General features: G+C 45.4%; 13 protein-coding genes. All 13 read left to right on the top strand.

The window, feature by feature from the left end; genetic code table 11:
• Positions 1 to 9 precede the first annotated feature (9 nt).
• A complete protein-coding gene (locus L1028_RS09435) occupies positions 10 to 1,005 on the top strand; it encodes an ABC transporter ATP-binding protein (protein ID WP_042190876.1) in 996 nt (331 codons plus the stop codon).
• Entirely contained in the window at positions 1,002 to 1,922 is a 921-nt protein-coding gene (locus L1028_RS09430) for an ABC transporter ATP-binding protein (protein ID WP_042190873.1), read from the top strand. Before L1028_RS09435 ends, L1028_RS09430 begins: the two co-directional genes overlap by 4 nt.
• A gap of 230 nt (positions 1,923 to 2,152) precedes the next feature.
• Positions 2,153 to 3,784, top strand: coding sequence for a bacillithiol biosynthesis cysteine-adding enzyme BshC (gene bshC / locus L1028_RS09425; protein ID WP_234533213.1), 1,632 nt, complete (start codon positions 2,153 to 2,155; stop codon positions 3,782 to 3,784).
• Positions 3,785 to 4,034: 250 nt separating this feature from the next.
• On the top strand, positions 4,035 to 5,306 hold the full coding sequence (locus L1028_RS09420; RefSeq protein WP_234533484.1) for an adenosylhomocysteinase: 1,272 nt from the start codon (positions 4,035 to 4,037) through the stop codon (positions 5,304 to 5,306).
• 364 nt (positions 5,307 to 5,670) lie between these two features.
• Positions 5,671 to 6,108, top strand: a complete 438-nt coding sequence (mraZ, locus tag L1028_RS09415; protein ID WP_036683674.1) for a division/cell wall cluster transcriptional repressor MraZ — start codon at positions 5,671 to 5,673, stop codon at positions 6,106 to 6,108.
• Between the two features lie 36 nt (positions 6,109 to 6,144).
• Positions 6,145 to 7,098, top strand: coding sequence for a 16S rRNA (cytosine(1402)-N(4))-methyltransferase RsmH (gene rsmH, locus L1028_RS09410; protein WP_234533211.1), 954 nt, complete (start codon positions 6,145 to 6,147; stop codon positions 7,096 to 7,098).
• A 23-nt stretch (positions 7,099 to 7,121) separates the two neighbouring features.
• Positions 7,122 to 7,514, top strand: a complete 393-nt coding sequence (locus L1028_RS09405; RefSeq protein ID WP_234533209.1) for a septum formation initiator family protein — start codon at positions 7,122 to 7,124, stop codon at positions 7,512 to 7,514.
• Positions 7,515 to 7,559: 45 nt separating this feature from the next.
• Positions 7,560 to 9,794 (top strand): penicillin-binding transpeptidase domain-containing protein, encoded by a 2,235-nt coding sequence (locus L1028_RS09400; RefSeq protein ID WP_234533207.1) that lies wholly within the window; start codon positions 7,560 to 7,562, stop codon positions 9,792 to 9,794.
• A gap of 80 nt (positions 9,795 to 9,874) precedes the next feature.
• The gene (locus L1028_RS09395; RefSeq protein ID WP_234533205.1) at positions 9,875 to 11,800 is read left to right on the top strand and encodes a stage V sporulation protein D; all 1,926 of its coding nucleotides are present in this window, start codon (positions 9,875 to 9,877) and stop codon (positions 11,798 to 11,800) included.
• Positions 11,801 to 11,954: 154 nt separating this feature from the next.
• Positions 11,955 to 13,442 (top strand): UDP-N-acetylmuramoyl-L-alanyl-D-glutamate--2,6-diaminopimelate ligase, encoded by a 1,488-nt coding sequence (locus tag L1028_RS09390; protein WP_234533203.1) that lies wholly within the window; start codon positions 11,955 to 11,957, stop codon positions 13,440 to 13,442.
• A complete protein-coding gene (locus tag L1028_RS09385; RefSeq protein WP_341482516.1) occupies positions 13,442 to 14,845 on the top strand; it encodes a UDP-N-acetylmuramoyl-tripeptide--D-alanyl-D-alanine ligase in 1,404 nt (467 codons plus the stop codon). Before L1028_RS09390 ends, L1028_RS09385 begins: the two co-directional genes overlap by 1 nt.
• Positions 14,846 to 14,866: 21 nt before the next feature.
• The gene (gene mraY, locus L1028_RS09380) at positions 14,867 to 15,832 is read left to right on the top strand and encodes a phospho-N-acetylmuramoyl-pentapeptide-transferase (RefSeq protein ID WP_042190854.1); all 966 of its coding nucleotides are present in this window, start codon (positions 14,867 to 14,869) and stop codon (positions 15,830 to 15,832) included.
• Positions 15,833 to 15,835: 3 nt separating this feature from the next.
• The gene (murD, locus tag L1028_RS09375) at positions 15,836 to 17,257 is read left to right on the top strand and encodes a UDP-N-acetylmuramoyl-L-alanine--D-glutamate ligase (RefSeq protein WP_234533198.1); all 1,422 of its coding nucleotides are present in this window, start codon (positions 15,836 to 15,838) and stop codon (positions 17,255 to 17,257) included.
• Positions 17,258 to 17,301: the final 44 nt, after the last annotated feature.

Raw genomic sequence — 17,301 nt, 5'->3', positions numbered from 1 at the left:
GGGTTATGGATGGAACCTATTTTACAAGTCAAAGATTTGCATGTTTCGTTTTTTGTTAAAGGCGGAGAAGTGCAAGCTGTCCGTGGTATGAATTTTGAAATTGGCAAAGGTGAAACGGTTGCCATCGTCGGCGAGTCCGGCAGCGGTAAGAGTGTAACTGCACAATCGATTATGCGGTTGATCCCTTCCCCACCCTCAAAAGTGAAAAAGGGAGAAATTATTTTCCAAGGACAAAATCTGCTAGACAAAAGCATGAAAGAAATGGAATCCATTCGCGGTAAAGATATTGGCATGATTTTTCAAGACCCGATGACTTCTTTGAACCCAACCATCAAAGTGGGCAAACAGATCACTGAAGTTTTGATTAAACATCAGAAAATGTCAGCGGCCGAAGCGAAAAAGCAAGGTATTGAGATGCTCAAATTAGTTGGTATCACAAATGCTGAGGCTCGCTTTAACCAATATCCCCACGAGTTTTCAGGCGGTATGCGCCAGCGTGTAATGATTGCCATCGCGCTGGCCTGCCGTCCGGCTTTACTCATAGCGGACGAGCCTACAACGGCTCTTGACGTAACCATTCAGGCGCAGATTATGGAAGTTATGAGAGAGATGCAGCAAAAACTAGGTACCTCCATCATTTTGATTACCCATGATCTTGGCGTCGTTGCCGGTATGTGTGATCGGGTTATTGTAATGTATGCAGGTGAAGTTGTGGAGACCGGAACAAGATGGGAAATCTTTAAGAATCCACAGCATCCATATACCAAAGGTCTGCTGCGCTCAATGCCGCGTCTGGACCAAAAGAAAGGCGAGCCGCTTATTCCGATCATCGGCACACCGCCAGATCTGATCAAGCCGCCGATCGGCTGTCCGTTCACCGCGCGTTGCAACGAAGCAATGCATGTTTGCGAACAAATCGATCCCGGCGCCACAGAATTCAGCGAAACGCATATGGCGCGTTGCTGGAATCTGCATTCGATGGCCAAGGAGGTGCAGTACTCTTGAGTAAGAACCTAATAGAGGTAGAAGGTCTTAAGAAATATTTTAATGTAGGTCAAGGCAAGGTTCTTAAGGCTGTTGATAATATTAACTTCTCCATCCGTGAGGGCGAGACGCTTGGAATGGTAGGAGAATCCGGGTGCGGTAAGACTACTGCTGGACGTACAATTCTTCGCTTGTATGAGCCAACTGCCGGAAGTGTGAAATATAATGGTACAGACATTTATAAATTGCCTTCTAACAAAATGAAAGCTATGCGTCGTGACATGCAGATGATTTTCCAAGATCCGTATGCATCGCTTAACCCGCGTTTTACGGTTTCTGATATTATCGGCGAGGCACTGGACATTCACGGAATGGCGGGTAGCCGTGCAGAGCGTAAAAAACGGATCGAAGAGCTGCTCGATATGGTTGGTCTTAACCATGATCACGCTACTCGTTATCCGCATGAGTTCTCTGGTGGACAACGCCAACGTATTGGGATTGCCCGTTCGTTAGCGGTAAATCCTAAGTTCATCGTTTGTGATGAGCCGATTTCCGCACTTGACGTATCCATTCAGGCCCAGGTCGTAAACTTGCTTAAAGAATTGCAAGATCGTCTGGGATTGACTTATCTTTTCATCGCGCATGATCTGTCCATGGTTAAACATATCAGTGATCGTGTAGCTGTTATGTACTTGGGTAAAATGGTAGAATTGGCGGAAAGTGAAGAGCTTTATGCAAATCCTATCCACCCGTATACCAAATCTCTCTTGTCAGCTATTCCAATTCCGGATCCGGAAATTGAAGTGAACAAGAAACGCATTCACTTGCATGATGAGCTTGGTAGTCCTATTTATTCTGCTAACGAAAAGAGCAATGATAGTGACTTTGAATTAGTAGAAGTATCCAAAGGACACTGGGTAAGCAAAAAATTTGCTTAAATCCATAGTGAGTATTAGACAGGCGGGAGCGTTATGCTCTCGCCTCTTGTATGTAGTGGGGATATTTAATAATCATTTTATAGGATAAGAAAATAAAACGGCTGCTCTTTCATAGCTTTTTGCAGGTATGTAATTCTTTTGACGCGGCCCCTGACTTTGGATACAATCATAGAGAGTTTACGAACTTGGATTTACATATAACTGCTCAGTAGAACTGGAGGCACTAGCAAATGAATATTGTTAAGGAACCGCTCCCGGGTGGATCTACACTCGCGCGCGACTATATAGAAAATTTTGAGAAGGTTAGTCATTTGTATGGTGGGGATTTCCGAAGTAAAGAGAGTAGAAGCATTCGGGCAGAATGGCTGGATCGTAGTGAAGGTCTCCGTGCCGACCGAACACAAGTTGCTGCATGTCTACGACAATATAATGAAAAGCATAATTCACATGATGCGGTGATGTCTTCACTGGCACTTTTAGAACAGCCGGAAACGTTAGTAGTTACTGGTGGGCAGCAAAGCGGATTATTTACAGGACCATTACTTGTAGTGTATAAAGCAATGACAACCATTATGGCGGCAAAAGAAGCAGCTGAACAGCTCGGTCGACCTGTTGTCCCATTATTCTGGATCGCAGGTGAGGATCATGACTGGGATGAAGTGAATCATACGTATGTATTGAATCGTACGCAGGAGATTACAAAGATTAAGATAGAGAAGTCAGAGGAGAAACGCTCCTCGGTAAGTAATATTCGTGTAGAAGAGGAAAGCTGGCAGCAAGTAGTGGAACAGCTGGATGCGCTACTTCAAGATAGTGACTTTAAACCGCAAATTATGGAATTTATTCGATCTTCTTCGTTTAGAGCAGAAAGTATGACGGATGCTTTTGCCAAGCTGATGGGTTCTTTATTTGGTAAATTTGGTCTGATCCTGCTTGATTCTGCTGATCCTAACCTTCGTAAGTTAGAAGAGCCTTTCTTTACTTTGCTAATTATGCAGAATGATGCACTGGAAACAGCGTACATGAATTCTTCTTCTGATATCGTGAACGCTGGGTATGAGCTTCAAGCTGACGTTACGGCAGGCAATGCCAACCTCTTTTATATATATGAAGGTGTACGATTATTGCTTCATAAGAAAGATGGCGTTTTTGCCGATCGCAAGGGCCAGGTATCGTTCACGCGTGATGAGCTACTGGAGGAAGTGAAGGTTCATCCGGAACTATTCAGTAACAACGTGCTGACACGCCCGCTTATGCAGGATTATGTGTTGCCGGTTCTAGCAACAGTGCTAGGTCAAGGCGAGATTGCTTATTGGGCCATTCCGCATCGTGCGTTTGAGACCGTTGGGGGACAAATGCCCCTGATCATCCCGAGAATGTCTTTCACAGTGGTGGAAGGTACACTTCATAAGCATATGGATAAATATCAACTAAGCTTTGAGGATGTAAGACAGGGACTAGATCGTAAAAGACATGAGTGGTTGGCTGCACAGGATGAGCTGGGGATTGAACAACGCTTCGAAGAAACTAAAGCTACTTTCTCTGCCATGTACGAACCACTGATTGAGCAGCTTGGAACCATTCAGGCAGGTCTGCTAAAACTAGGGAATAACAATAAAGATAAGATTTTAGATCAGATCACTTTTTTACAAGCGAAAGCCCAAGATGCCATGGCAAAACAGAATGAAGCTGCAATCCGTCAATGGGAGCGAATCGAGCTGTCGTTAATGCCACTGGGTAAACTGCAAGAAAGAGTGTACAATATCATGTATTACTTGAACCGCTACGGACTTCCATGGTTAGATGAGCTGATGGCTATTGAACCGGATTATAGTGGGACGCATCGTATCATTTATATGTAGAGAAGTATTGCTCACAAAACAAAGAAGTAACGCTCACAAAACTTGGATTATGCTTACGAAGCGAGTTTTATTGCGAAGTAAAACATAGAAGTATTGCTCCATAAAACAAAGCGTATGCTTACGATGCAAGTTTTGTGCGAAGTAGATTCAATGTAGTAACGCTCACAAAACTTGGATTATGCTTACGAAGCGAGTTTTATTGCGAAGTAAAACATAGAAGTATTGCTCCATAAAACTTTTAGGAGGTTTCATTATGAGTTCATCCAAACAAAATAGTATCGTGGCTGATATGTCACTAGCACCCGAAGGACATTTGAAAATCGACTGGGTTCGCCAACATATGCCGGTATTGAACCGTATCCGTGAGCAGTTCGAAGCTGAACAGCCATTCAAAGGACTAAAAGTCTCTATTACGCTTCATTTGGAAGCTAAAACTGCTTATCTGGCAAAGGTAGTCAAAGCAGGCGGTGCAGAAGTAACCATTACTGGATCGAATCCACTTTCTACACAGGATGATGTATGTGCGGCGCTTGTAGAGGACGGAATTACCGTATTTGCTAAATACAACCCGTCACCTGAAGAGTTCAAAGCCCTTAATATCAAGGCGCTGGAAAGCAAACCGGATTTGATTATTGATGATGGTGGGGATTTTGCTACATTGCTACATTCGGAGCGTCCTGATCTAATGGAGAATATTCGTGGAGGTGCTGAGGAAACAACAACCGGCATCATTCGTCTAAAAGCTCTTCAAAAGCAAGGTGTGTTGAAGTTCCCAATGGTCGCAGTAAATGATGCTTATTGCAAATATTTGTTTGATAACCGTTATGGCACAGGCCAATCCGCATGGGATGGAATTATTCGTACAACCAACCTGATCGTTGCTGGCAAAACTGTAGTTGTTGTCGGATACGGCTGGTGCGGTAAAGGTGTTGCTATGCGTGCCAAAGGCTTGGGCGCAAAAGTGGTTGTCACAGAAGTGGATGCTATTAAAGCCGTTGAAGCACATATGGATGGTTTCGAAGTTATGCCTATTCTGGAAGCTGCTAAGGTTGGTGATTTCTTCGTTACAGTAACTGGTAATCGTTATGTCATTCGCGGTGAACATTATGATGTGATGAAGGATGGAGCAATCATGTGCAATGCAGGCCATTTCGACGTTGAAGTGAATAAGCCTGAATTGTCTGAAAGATCCGTATCTCAGCGTACTGTTCGCAAAAATATCGAAGAGTACCAGCTTCGCGACGGACGTAAACTATATCTGCTTGCAGAAGGCAGACTTGTAAATCTGGGTGCTGCGGATGGACACCCTGCCGAAATTATGGATACGACCTTTGCGCTACAAGCGCTGTCGTTGAAATATGTAAATGACAATTATAAGAGCATTGGTGTAAAAGTTGAGAATGTTCCATATGAGCTGGATGAGCAGGTAGCACGCTACAAGTTGCAAAGTCTGGGCATTAACATTGATAGTCTGACTCCAGCACAAGTGGATTATTTGGACAGCTGGAATCTGAACGATTAATTACGGAACGCACAACAATAAAGTATATTAACCAAGTGTACCTTGAACTGAAGCAACTTTTGTAAAATATAAGAGAGTATAAGTTTTACGCTATACATTATCCTTATATTTCTCGCTTAAACGCTTCGTCCTCCTTATAAGGACGGCGAAGGCGTTTATGCTTGAAAAGCCATGCAGCGGACAAGATTCCGATTGTATGGCTTTTTTCTGTGGCAAAATGTTTTTGGGGTAACGTTCTATCTGATTTAGCAAAAAAATCCTTTCACCAGAAAAAGGTTTTTGATTTTTAATGGCGAATCTATTATGCTTAAGTGGTGAAAAGTGGGGTAAAGTGGGGATTTGAGGATTAGGGGTGGGAAAAAGGATGTTCATGGGAGAGTATCAACACAGCATTGACGACAAAGGCCGAATTATTATTCCGGCTAAACTCCGTGAATTGCTTGGAACCTCCTTTGTGACGACCCGTGGTCTAGACTCCTGTCTATTTGTTTATCCCATGGAAGAATGGGCAATCATGGAACAAAAGCTAAAAAGCCTTTCACTGATGAAATCAGATGCCCGCGCATTCAGTCGCTTTTTTTTCTCAGGCGCAACAGAATGTGTATGGGATAAGCAGGGAAGGGTAAATCTGCCGGCCAATTTAAGGCAGTATGCCAAACTGGACAAAGACTGTGTTATTCTGGGCGTTTCGAACCGGGTGGAAATCTGGAACAAAGAGCTATGGGAGCAGTACTTCGAACAGTCCGAGGAATCGTTCAACGAAATTGCCGAAAAATTGGTGGATTTCAATTTTGATCTATAAAACACAATATCGAATACTGTCCTGGAGGGATGCAGCTTGTTTCACCACATCACGGTGCTTAAAGAAGAAGCGACAGAAGGGCTGCACATCAAAAAAGACGGAATCTATGTAGATTGCACTCTCGGTGGAGCAGGCCATAGCGCACTAATTGCTTCCAAACTTAGCGGCGAAGGCCGATTAATCTGTTTGGATCAAGATGATTGGGCTCTGGAGAACGCAAAAGAAAGACTGGCCGAATACGGAGACAAGGTTGTACTCATTAAGACCAATTTCCGTGATCTGGAGAGTGTACTTAAGGATGTGCCCTTTGTACCACAAAAAGATGGCATTCCCCAAGTGGATGGAATCCTCTTTGATCTTGGCGTATCCTCTCCCCAGTTTGATGAGGGAGAACGCGGATTTAGTTACAATCATGATGCTCCGCTGGACATGCGGATGGATCAGACAGCACTATTAACGGCTGCTGATATTGTGAATACGTGGTCCGAGCAAGAGATTGCCCGTGTGCTTTTCCAATATGGAGAAGAGAAGTTCTCGCGGAGAATCGCTAAGAAAATTGTAGACAGAAGAGAAGAAAGTCCTGTGGAGACCACAGGAGAATTAGCTGAGCTTATCAAGGAAGGTATTCCGGCGGCTGCACGAAGAACGGGAGGACATCCCGCTAAACGTAGCTTTCAAGGTTTACGGATTGCTGTAAACGACGAGTTGGGTGCTTTTGAAGAAGGATTACATAGCGCAGTACGTTGCCTTGCACCAGAAGGTAGAGTATCCGTTATTACTTTCCATTCGCTCGAGGACCGAATTTGTAAGCAAATACTCAGCAGCTATTTAAGCAGATGTACATGCCCGCCTGACTTTCCGTTTTGTGTATGTGGCGCGAAAGGCACGCTTAAGTTAATCAACCGCAAACCGCTTGTGCCTTCTGAAGAAGAGCTTGAGCTTAATACTCGAGCCCGTTCAGCTAAGCTGCGCATTGCAGAAAAATTGTAATTGACGATAAAGGAGAGTCAGAGATGGCCTATACCCGCGGCAATTTAGCAGTTCAGCCCAAAAGAAAAGAAGAGGTAAACCCCCTTTACCGCGAGAAGACAAAAGTAGTTACCAAACGAAGAGTACTTCCGCTGCAAGAGAAACTTTTGTATATGCTGACGCTAGGAGTATGCGTTTTGGTGGCTATCACCCTGATTTCACGTTACGTTCACATTTATGATTTGAACTTGCAGGCCCAGAAATTAGATAAGGATATAGCGACTGCTAAGAAGCAAATTTCTACGTTTGAGATGGAGAAGCAGAGTTTGGAGCAGAAGGTTGCCCAAAAAGCAAAGGATCTTGGCTACGTATCACCGGACGAAAATACTACCATCTTTATTCCGGCGAATCCGCTATCGACAGAAGGCGATAATTAGTGAGCGATTGGCAAGATCGCAATAAAAAAAATGTGAGGTTCGCTTATGGTAAAGAGAATAAAACTTCGCACGCTGTTTATAGGAGGGTGTATTACCCTCTTTTTTCTTGTTTTGATAGCTAGAGTGTTCTGGATTCAAGTTATGGAGGGTTCAGAATGGCAAGAAAAGGCTGCTACACTTTGGGCGCACACTTCGACTATCAAAGCAGAGCGAGGAACGATTTCTGACCGTAATGGGAGTGTGCTCGCAAGTGATGTCCCTGCTTATACTGTGGTTGTAAACCCAGCAGTCATTGCTGAAAAGGGAATTGGTGATGAGGTCGTCAAGGGATTGCATGAGCTACTCGGCAAGCCAGAAGATGAGCTGCGGAAGCTGATTGAAGCCAAGGACGAAAAGACGGGAGCTTATCTCAAAAACCGTGAAATTCGTAACGAAGGCTGGAAGATCGATCAGGACCTTGCCGATAAGGTGAAAGAATTTTATGTAGCCCTAGGTAAAGAGCATAAAATTCAAGAGACTGGGATTGGTCTTGTTAGAGAGCAGAAACGATATTACCCTAAGGGTTCGCTTGCTGCGCATATATTAGGCTATACAGATCGAGATGGCAAGGCGATTATGGGGCTAGAAAAATCCCTAGATGGACAGCTTAAGGGTGCCGATGGCAAGCTGCTTTATCAAAGTGACGGTCAAGGGGTTAAGCTACCGGAATCACAAGATACCTATAAACCTGTAGTAAATGGCAGTAATTTCAAGCTTACAATCGACAGTACGATCCAGCAGTATATACAAGCGGCCATGGAAAAGGCATATGCGCAATATAAGCCGAAAAGTATGAGTGTCATTGCCGCTGATCCGAATACGATGGAGATTTTGGGGATGGCGAATATGCCTACCTTTGATCCTAATGAATTTTGGAAAACAGAGGATGAGGGTGCTGGTTTCTATAATCATGCTATCAAATCAAAATATGAACCTGGTTCCACCTTCAAGATTGTTACACTTGCTGCAGCTGTAGAAGAGAAGCTTTTTGATCCCGTAGCTACATTTCTGTCAGGATCTATCAGAATTAAGGGATACAGTAAGGCATTACATGATATTAATCGTGCCGGCTGGGGGCAAATCAGTTTCCTGGAAGGTGTGAAGCGGTCTAGTAACGTTCTTTTTGTAAAACTTTATGAAATGCTTGGACAAGATAGACTTTTACAGTATATTGATGATTTCGGCTTTAATGGGAAGACAGGAATCGATTTGCCAGGGGAAGCCAGTGGGGTCGTTAACCCTAACCTTGGACGTCCTATCGAAATTGCTACACTCTCATATGGGCATGGTAAAGTGTTGGTTACCCCACTTCAACAATTGGTTGCTGTATCTGCTATCGCCAATGGTGGGAAACTGATGACTCCATATGTGGTAAAAGAGGTTACGGACCCAAACACCGGAGACACTAAGGTTACTCAGCCTAGTGTAGTGCGTCAGGTGATTGATGAGGCAAGTGCCAAGAAAACGGGTGAATACTTGGAGCAGGTAGTTGCTGACCAAGTCAAAGGTACAGGACGCAACGCTCACATAGAAGGTTACCGTGTCGCAGGTAAGACAGGAACGGCTATCAAGGTTGAAGGTAAGGACTACGTGAAGTCCAAAGTACTGGTATCCTTTATTGGTTATGCGCCTGTGAATGATCCAAAGATCGCTGTTATCGTTATTATTGATGAACCGAACGTTGAGGTTGGCGGCGGTAAAGCTGCAGCTCCTGTATTTAAAGAAATCGTATCTCATTCTCTTCAATACATGGGAGTTCCAAAGTTAGCGACTGAAACTAGCGATAAAGATAGTAAAAAAATAGTTGAATCTGAAGCGCCTGTGCTCCGGACCACACCTGATCTGACGGACAAAACGATGAAGGAAGCAAGAGAGACGCTTCTGGATCAAGGATTTGATTTTGAAGTTGTCGGTGAAGAAGCTTCTGTGGAAACCCAATATCCAGAGGCTGGAACGAAGCTTGCTCCAGGACAGCGTATATACCTATTAAGCAAGCAAGGGGACAAGCCTACCATTCCAAATTTACAAGGAGAGTCGCTGCGTGATGCACTTGAGATTCTAACACTTCTAAAAGTGGAGATTGCGGTAGAAGGCGAAGGATATGTCTCGGAACAGATTGAAGGAATAAAGAACGGCAAAACATTGGTTACTTTGAAGCTGAAACCATTAAATGATAATAGTGAAGATGATCCTGCAACTTCGTCTGCTGATGAGGGTACGGAATCGGAGAGTGGGCCATAGGCTTGTTCTAACCCCTGTTTGTCCCGAATAGTCATGAAGATAAGAGCTCATGTCTATAGGTGAAAGCGGGGGAGAACGGAATGAAGGTTTCGAAGGTCGTAACACGGCGGAGAATGTTGTGGACGCTGCTCGGACTGGCAGTGTTATTCGGTTCGCTGGTCGTGCGTCTTGCTTATGTGCAATTATCCCAAGGCGAGAAATTAAGTGACAAGGTAGAAGATTCCTTGCGCCGCAATATTCCTTTTACAGCCAAGCGTGGTGAAATTTTGGATCGTGAAGGTATACCGCTGGCCTATAATATCAGTACGCCTACGGTTTATGCGGTGCCTGTGCAGGTGAAGGAGAAGCAAAAGACAGCGCAGCAATTGGCGCCTCTGCTTGGGATGACCGAGGAGAAGCTGATGAGCTTGCTGACTAAAAAATCAATGTCGGTGAAATTACAGCCCGGCGGCCGCAAAATTACGATGGAACTTGCCGCGAGCATCCGTGATTTGCAGTTGCCGGGCATCGTTGTCGCTGAGGATAGCAAAAGATATTATCCTTACGGTGATCTTGCCGCGCATATACTAGGCTTTACAGGTATTGATAATCAAGGGATTACAGGAGTCGAGAATATATACGATAATTTGCTTAAAGGCATAGCAGGCAATATTTCGTATTTGTCTGACGCAGGTGGAAGACTCATGCCTGGATCATCGGAGAAGTATTCTGCCCCTCAGGATGGACTTAATCTGCAATTGACCATTGATAAACAGATTCAATCCATTATGGAACGTGAGCTGGATCAAGCTATGGTAAAATATCAGGCGCAGGGTGCTTGGGCTATAGCGATGAATCCGAAGAATGGTGAAATTCTGGCCATGGCTAGTAGACCGGGTTATGAACCGGGTCTATATAAGGAATACGATCCGCAGATCTATAATCGGAATTTGCCCATTTGGATGACCTACGAGCCTGGTTCGACGTTCAAAATCATTACACTTGCTGCAGCATTGCAAGAAGGTAAGGTAGACCTGCAAAATGATCATTTCTATGATCCTGGGTTTATCGAAGTGGCGGGTGCGAAGCTGCGCTGTTGGAAAAAGGGCGGCCACGGCAGCCAGACCTTCCTTCAGGTGGTTGAGAACTCCTGTAACCCTGGTTTTGTTACTCTTGGGCAACGGCTGGGCAAAGAAACACTCTTCAAATATATTCGTGATTTTGGTTTCGGCAGTAAAACGGGAATTGATCTAAATGGAGAATCTAACGGGATTCTGTTCAAGCTTAGTCAGGTAGGTCCGGTAGAGCTTTCGACTACGGCCTTCGGCCAAGGGGTCTCGGTTACACCTATTCAGCAGATTGCTGCGGTATCCGCGGCTATCAATGGTGGTAATCTCTATAAACCACATGTAACAAAATCATGGGTTAATCCGGAAACGGGAGAGACTGTATCAGAGGTGAAGCCTGAGCTTGTGCGGCAGGTTATTTCGGAGGAGACATCCAAGAAGGTGCGGGCAGCACTTGAGAGCGTGGTTGCCAAAGGCACGGGACGGCCGGCTTTTATCGACGGTTATCGTGTAGGTGGCAAGACGGGTACTGCACAGAAGGTTATAAATGGACGTTATTCTCCGACAGAGCATATTGTTTCTTTTATTGGGTTTGCACCGGCGGATGATCCACAGATCGTTGTCTACACTGCAGTGGATAATCCGAAAGGGATTCAATTTGGGGGTGTAGTTGCAGCTCCAATCGTGCAAAATATTTTGGAAGACTCGCTGCACTATATGAAGGTTCCTGAGCGCGGTGATCAGCTTCCCAAAACTTATAAGTATGGTGAAACCCCGATTGTGACCGTGCCTGACCTTACAGGTGCAACCGTGCAAGATATTTATGAGGATTTAAATATGAATTTTAATCTGGCGCGTTCAGGCTCCGGCAATACGGTCATCAATCAGGCTCCGAAAGCTGGGGCAAGAGTAGAACAGGGCTCAACCATCAGGATTTATATGGGAGCTTCTAGTGAATAATGATAAAGGTATAAGGGTCCAGTTCAATTATAAGAAAGTATAAGTTTCACGTTATACTTTATCCTTATAATTCTCGCATAACCGCTTACCGTCCTTAAAAGGACGCAGAAGGCGTTTTAGCTTGTTATCCGAAAATGTAGAGTGAGGGATTACTATGAAAGTTAATGAATTATCTGCTTGTCTTGCTACTTCGCGTCTATATGGGGATGGGGAGGTGGAGATTACTGATCTTCAGACGGATTCCCGCCATGTAAGTCCAGGTGATCTGTTTATCTGTTTACCGGGTCACACCGTAGACGGACATAAATTTGCGCCGCAAGCCGTAGCCTCTGGAGCATCTGCTATCGTATGTGAGTATAAGCTGGAGCTTGATATCCCACAGATCGTTGTGGATGACTGCCGTTTTGCGATGTCTGTGATGTCGAATGCATTCTTTGGCTCACCTAGTAGTCGAATGAGAATGATCGGGGTTACGGGTACAAATGGGAAGACAACTACGACTTATCTTATTGAGCGAATTATGCAAGACCAGAATATGAAGACGGGTCTGATTGGGACCATTCAAATGCGCTATGACGGCAAAAGCTACCCTATGTCAGGGACCACCCCAGAATCGCTAGATCTGCAGCGCTCGCTTCATGATATGGCCTCCAAAGGTGTGGAATGTTGCGTAATGGAAGTCTCCTCCCACGCGCTTCAGCAAGGACGTGTGAAGGGTGCGGACTTCCGTACAGCAATATTTACGAACTTAACCCAGGATCATCTGGATTATCATCATACAATGGAAGAGTATCGGGCGGTTAAAGGTCTATTTTTCTCCAGACTTGGAAATGTGATCTCTCCTTGGAAAGAAGAACGCAAATATGCAGTGCTTAATGCTGATGATGAGGCGAGCCACTATTTTGCAACCCAAACTGCAGCGGAAGTGATTACATATGGCATTGATAACAACGCTAATGTCCGAGCTTCGCAAATCTCGATCACTGCAAAAGGAACTTTTTTCCATGTGGATACGTTTAAGGGTGAGACGGACATTTCGCTTCGTATGGTTGGTAAGTTCAATGTCTATAATGCACTTGCGGCGATTACGGCTGCGCTGTTGGAAGATGTGTCACTGCCTGATATCAAGACTAGTCTTGAGGCGATTGATGGGGTAGCTGGACGAGTGGAGTCAGTGGATGAGGGGCAAGAATATGCCGTTATCGTTGACTATGCACATACACCAGACGGTCTGGAAAATGTATTAAGAACGGTCTGCGAATTTGCTACAGGTAAAGTGCTTACTGTGTTTGGCTGCGGAGGAGACAGAGACCGCACGAAACGTCCTTTAATGGGTAAGATAGCTGCAAAATATAGCGATATGGTATTCGTAACCTCTGACAACCCTCGGACGGAGGACCCTGGGCTAATTCTGAAGGATATAGAAGCAGGACTAGAAGAGGATGGAGTCACCTCTGACCGGTATCATATGATTGTTGATCGCCGAGAAGCAATTGGGAAGGCTATTGAAATGGCAAGCTCTGGCGATGTAGTATTGATTGCGGGGAAAGGTCATGAGACCTATCAACTGATTGGCGGAGTGGTTCACGATTTCGATGACCGCATCGTCGCTAAAGAAGTTATAAGGGGTCGAAGCTATTGATTACAAGAACACTGGGACAAATTGCTGTGATGTGCGAAGGTGGACTTCCTGCTGCCGAAGCTATGAATATACCTCTTACGGGCGTCGTTACTGACTCCCGTAAGATAACTGCAGGTTGCCTGTTTGTTCCTCTAACGGGAGACAAATTTGACGGTCATCATTATGCAGCTACAGCTATTGCAGCTGGTGCTGCAGGGACCTTATGGCAGCGTGATAAAGGTCCTGCACCTGAGGGTGGCGGAGTCATAATTGTTGAAGATACGCTAGAGGCGCTTCAGAAGCTGTCCGCCGCATATTTGAATGAGGTCGCTCCGAAGGTTGTCGCTGTTACGGGCAGTAATGGCAAAACAACGACAAAAGATATCATTATGGCCTTGCTCGAAATGCAGTACAAGGTGCATAAGACAGAGGGAAACTTCAATAATCATATTGGTCTTCCGCTTACGATTCTATCCATGGCTGAGGATACAGAGATTGCAGTTCTTGAAATGGGTATGAGCTCGCGGGGAGAAATTGCTCTGCTGGCTTCTTTGGCTGCACCGGATGTGGCAGTCATTACTAATGTAGGTGAGTCGCATTTGCTGCAACTGGGATCCCGCAAAGAAATCGCCCGTGCCAAGCTGGAAATAGTCGAAGGGCTAAAGCCAGGTGGACTGCTAATTTATAACGGTGATGAACCGCTGCTGACTGAGGTAATGCAAGAGTCCACTTTTGAGGCTCCGGAGGGGATGGTGTCCTTTCGTTTCGGGCTGAACGGAGATAATGATGATTATCCGACTGGGATGATGTCCCATAGTGGCGGTATGACGTTTACGTCAAGCCTTCATAAGGAACATGCTTTTACATTACCGCTGCCAGGCCAGCATAACGTTGTTAACGCGTTGGCTGCACTAGCGGTTGCTCGCCATTTTGGAATTACAGATCAAAATGTAGAGAATGGGTTAAGTAAGCTTAAGTTGACGGGCATGCGGATTGAAGTGATTCGGACTTCTTCCGGGCTTACACTTTTGAATGATGCTTATAATGCCAGTCCGACTTCTATGAAGGCGGCCATTGATGTGCTCCAAACTATGAAATGCAGTGGCAAAAAAATCGCAGTACTGGGGGACATGCTGGAACTTGGGCCGGATGAAATACAGTTTCATAAAGAAATTGGCTACTACCTTGATCCCGCAGTGACTGATATTGTATATACCTATGGTCAATTGTCAGTCCATATTGCTGAAGCTGCAAAGGAAAGATTCGGAAACGAGCGTGTGCTGGCTTTTACGGATAAGTCAGAATTAACAGCTGTCCTTATCGAGAAAAGCAGCTCCAAGGATATTGTTCTATTCAAAGGATCTAGAGGGATGAGGCTTGAGGAAGTGCTTCAAAGCCTTAATAAAGAGATTAAAGAGACCTAAATAAATGGAGGGGGTGCACCCATGGATTATCAACTATTGTTATTGACTATTGCTGTTTCCTTTATCCTTGCGGTCATTGCCGCTCCGCTCTTCATTCCGCTACTGCGCAGGATGAAATTCGGACAGCAGGTGCGAGATGACGGACCGCAATCCCATTTAAAGAAGGCGGGAACGCCGACGATGGGCGGTATCGTAATCATCGTGGCTTTTACATTGGCTTATCTGAAATTTTCCGTGGTGAATAACGATTTCTACGTACTCTTAGTGGCTACGCTTGGTTTTGGACTGATCGGATTTTTGGATGATTATATCAAAATCGTATTCAAGCGTTCTTTGGGCCTTACGGCGCGTCAAAAATTGTTCGGGCAGCTGTTGGTAGGTGCTGTGATGTGCGGTCTGTTGATTTCTGCAGGACATAGCACGAGTATCAGCGTTCCGGGTACTGATTTCAGCTTTGACTGGGGCGGCTTTTTCTACTATCCATTCATTATTATTATGATGATGGCAGTAACGAATGCTGTTAACTTTACCGATGGAGTAGATGGTTTGCTGTCTGGTGTAAGTGCTATTGCTTTGGCAGCTTATGCTGTTGTAGCGATGCAGGCTACGTCAATTGCAGCTGGAGTGTGTGCAGCGGCAATGATCGGGGCTGTTCTTGGATTTCTGGTCTTTAATGCCCATCCAGCTAAGGTGTTCATGGGAGATACCGGTTCATTTGGTATTGGCGGCGCGATAGGTGCGATTGCTATTGTCACAAAGAGCGAACTGCTGTTTCTAATTATTGGCGGTGTGTTTGTGGTGGAAATGTTATCTGTCGTGATACAGGTGGTTTCTTTCAAAACCCGTGGCAAACGTGTATTCAGAATGAGCCCGATTCACCATCATTTTGAACTTGGTGGCTGGTCGGAATGGCGTGTGGTAATTTCGTTCTGGGCGGTAAGCTTGATATTAGCCGCTGTTGGACTATTTATTAGCAAGGGGTTGTAGCGAATGAAACATCCAGATATGTATCGTGGTGAAGAAGTTGTGGTTCTTGGGCTCGCAAAAAGCGGTGTCCAGGTTGCTAAAGTGCTGTATGATCGAGGCGCAATAGTTACGGTGAACGATAAAAAGGAAAGAGATCAGAGTCCCGAAGCTTCCGAATTGGAATCTTTGGGAATTTGTGTTATATGCGGTGGGCATCCGGATGGACTGATTCATGAAGGTGTAAGTCTGGTCATTAAGAATCCAGGCATTCCTTATTCTGCGCCTCCTGTGCAAAAGGCTCTTGAGCTTGGCATTGAAGTAGTTACAGAGGTAGAGGTTGCTTACCGTCTTTGTGCAGCGCCGATGATTGGCATCACGGGATCCAATGGCAAGACGACAACGACGACCTGGGTAGGTCAAATGCTGGAAGCTGCAGGTATGAATCCGATTGTTGCAGGTAACATTGGCACGCCTCTCTGTGAGGCTGCGCAAGAAGCTACAGAGGATAACTGGATGGTGGTCGAACTCAGCAGCTTCCAGCTCAAAGGTACGGAGACTTTTCGCCCTAAAATAGGTTGTTTGTTGAATATTGCGGAGACCCACCTGGATTATCATGGGAGCATGAAGGATTATGTCGATTCCAAAGCAAAGCTGTTCGCCAATCAAGTAGCTACGGATACGGCTGTGCTGAACTGGGACGATCCTTTTTGCCGGGAACTTGTGCCGTATATGAAAGCTACTATTCTTCCGTTCTCTCTGTCCGAGGAGCTCACTCATGGTGTGTTTGTTAGCCCATCCTATATTACGGGTCAAGAAGACGATCTGAAGCGCCGCATCATCTATCGCGAATCTGCAGACCAAGAAACAATCATTGCTGATGTAGATTCCATTGGCCTTCCGGGACGTTTCAACGTGGGAAATGCACTGGCTGCATGCGGAATTGCCATTGCTGCTGGAGCTGACCCCTCTTTATTGGGCGAAGTGCTTGCTTCATTTCGCGGTGTGGAGCACCGGCTGGAGTATGTGGCTGATAAGGCTGGAGCCACTTATTATAATAACTCCAAAGCAACAAACTCCAAAGCGACGATTATGGCATTAACATCCTTTGAGCGCCCCGTAGTGCTGATCGCTGGTGGGTTAGACCGTGGTTCCGATTATTTGGAGCTGCTGCCTGTCCTGAGCGGTCGTGTTAAAGCGCTAGTGGCGTTAGGGGAAACTAAGGACAAGCTAACGAATGTAGCGCAGCTGGCAGGATTAAAGCAGATTATCTCCGTCGATAATGGGGAGAGTGCCGCTGCCGTGCTTGAGCAAGCTGTGCAGGAAGCTTCCGCTTTGGCGGAAGAAGGAGATATCGTTCTATTGTCTCCTGCCTGTGCAAGTTGGGATATGTTTACATCCTATGAAGAGCGCGGGCGTATTTTTAAAGAGGCGGTGCATAACCTTTAAGTAGGGGGGTGGATAAGCCCCATCCCTACTACGGATGCAAGAGG

It is taken from the genome of Paenibacillus pseudetheri (genome assembly GCF_924513355.1).
Taxonomy (GTDB): domain Bacteria; phylum Bacillota; class Bacilli; order Paenibacillales; family Paenibacillaceae; genus Paenibacillus_AQ; species Paenibacillus_AQ pseudetheri.
Note: the sequence above shows the minus strand (reverse complement) of the source record. Positions and strands in the feature narration are given on the sequence as shown.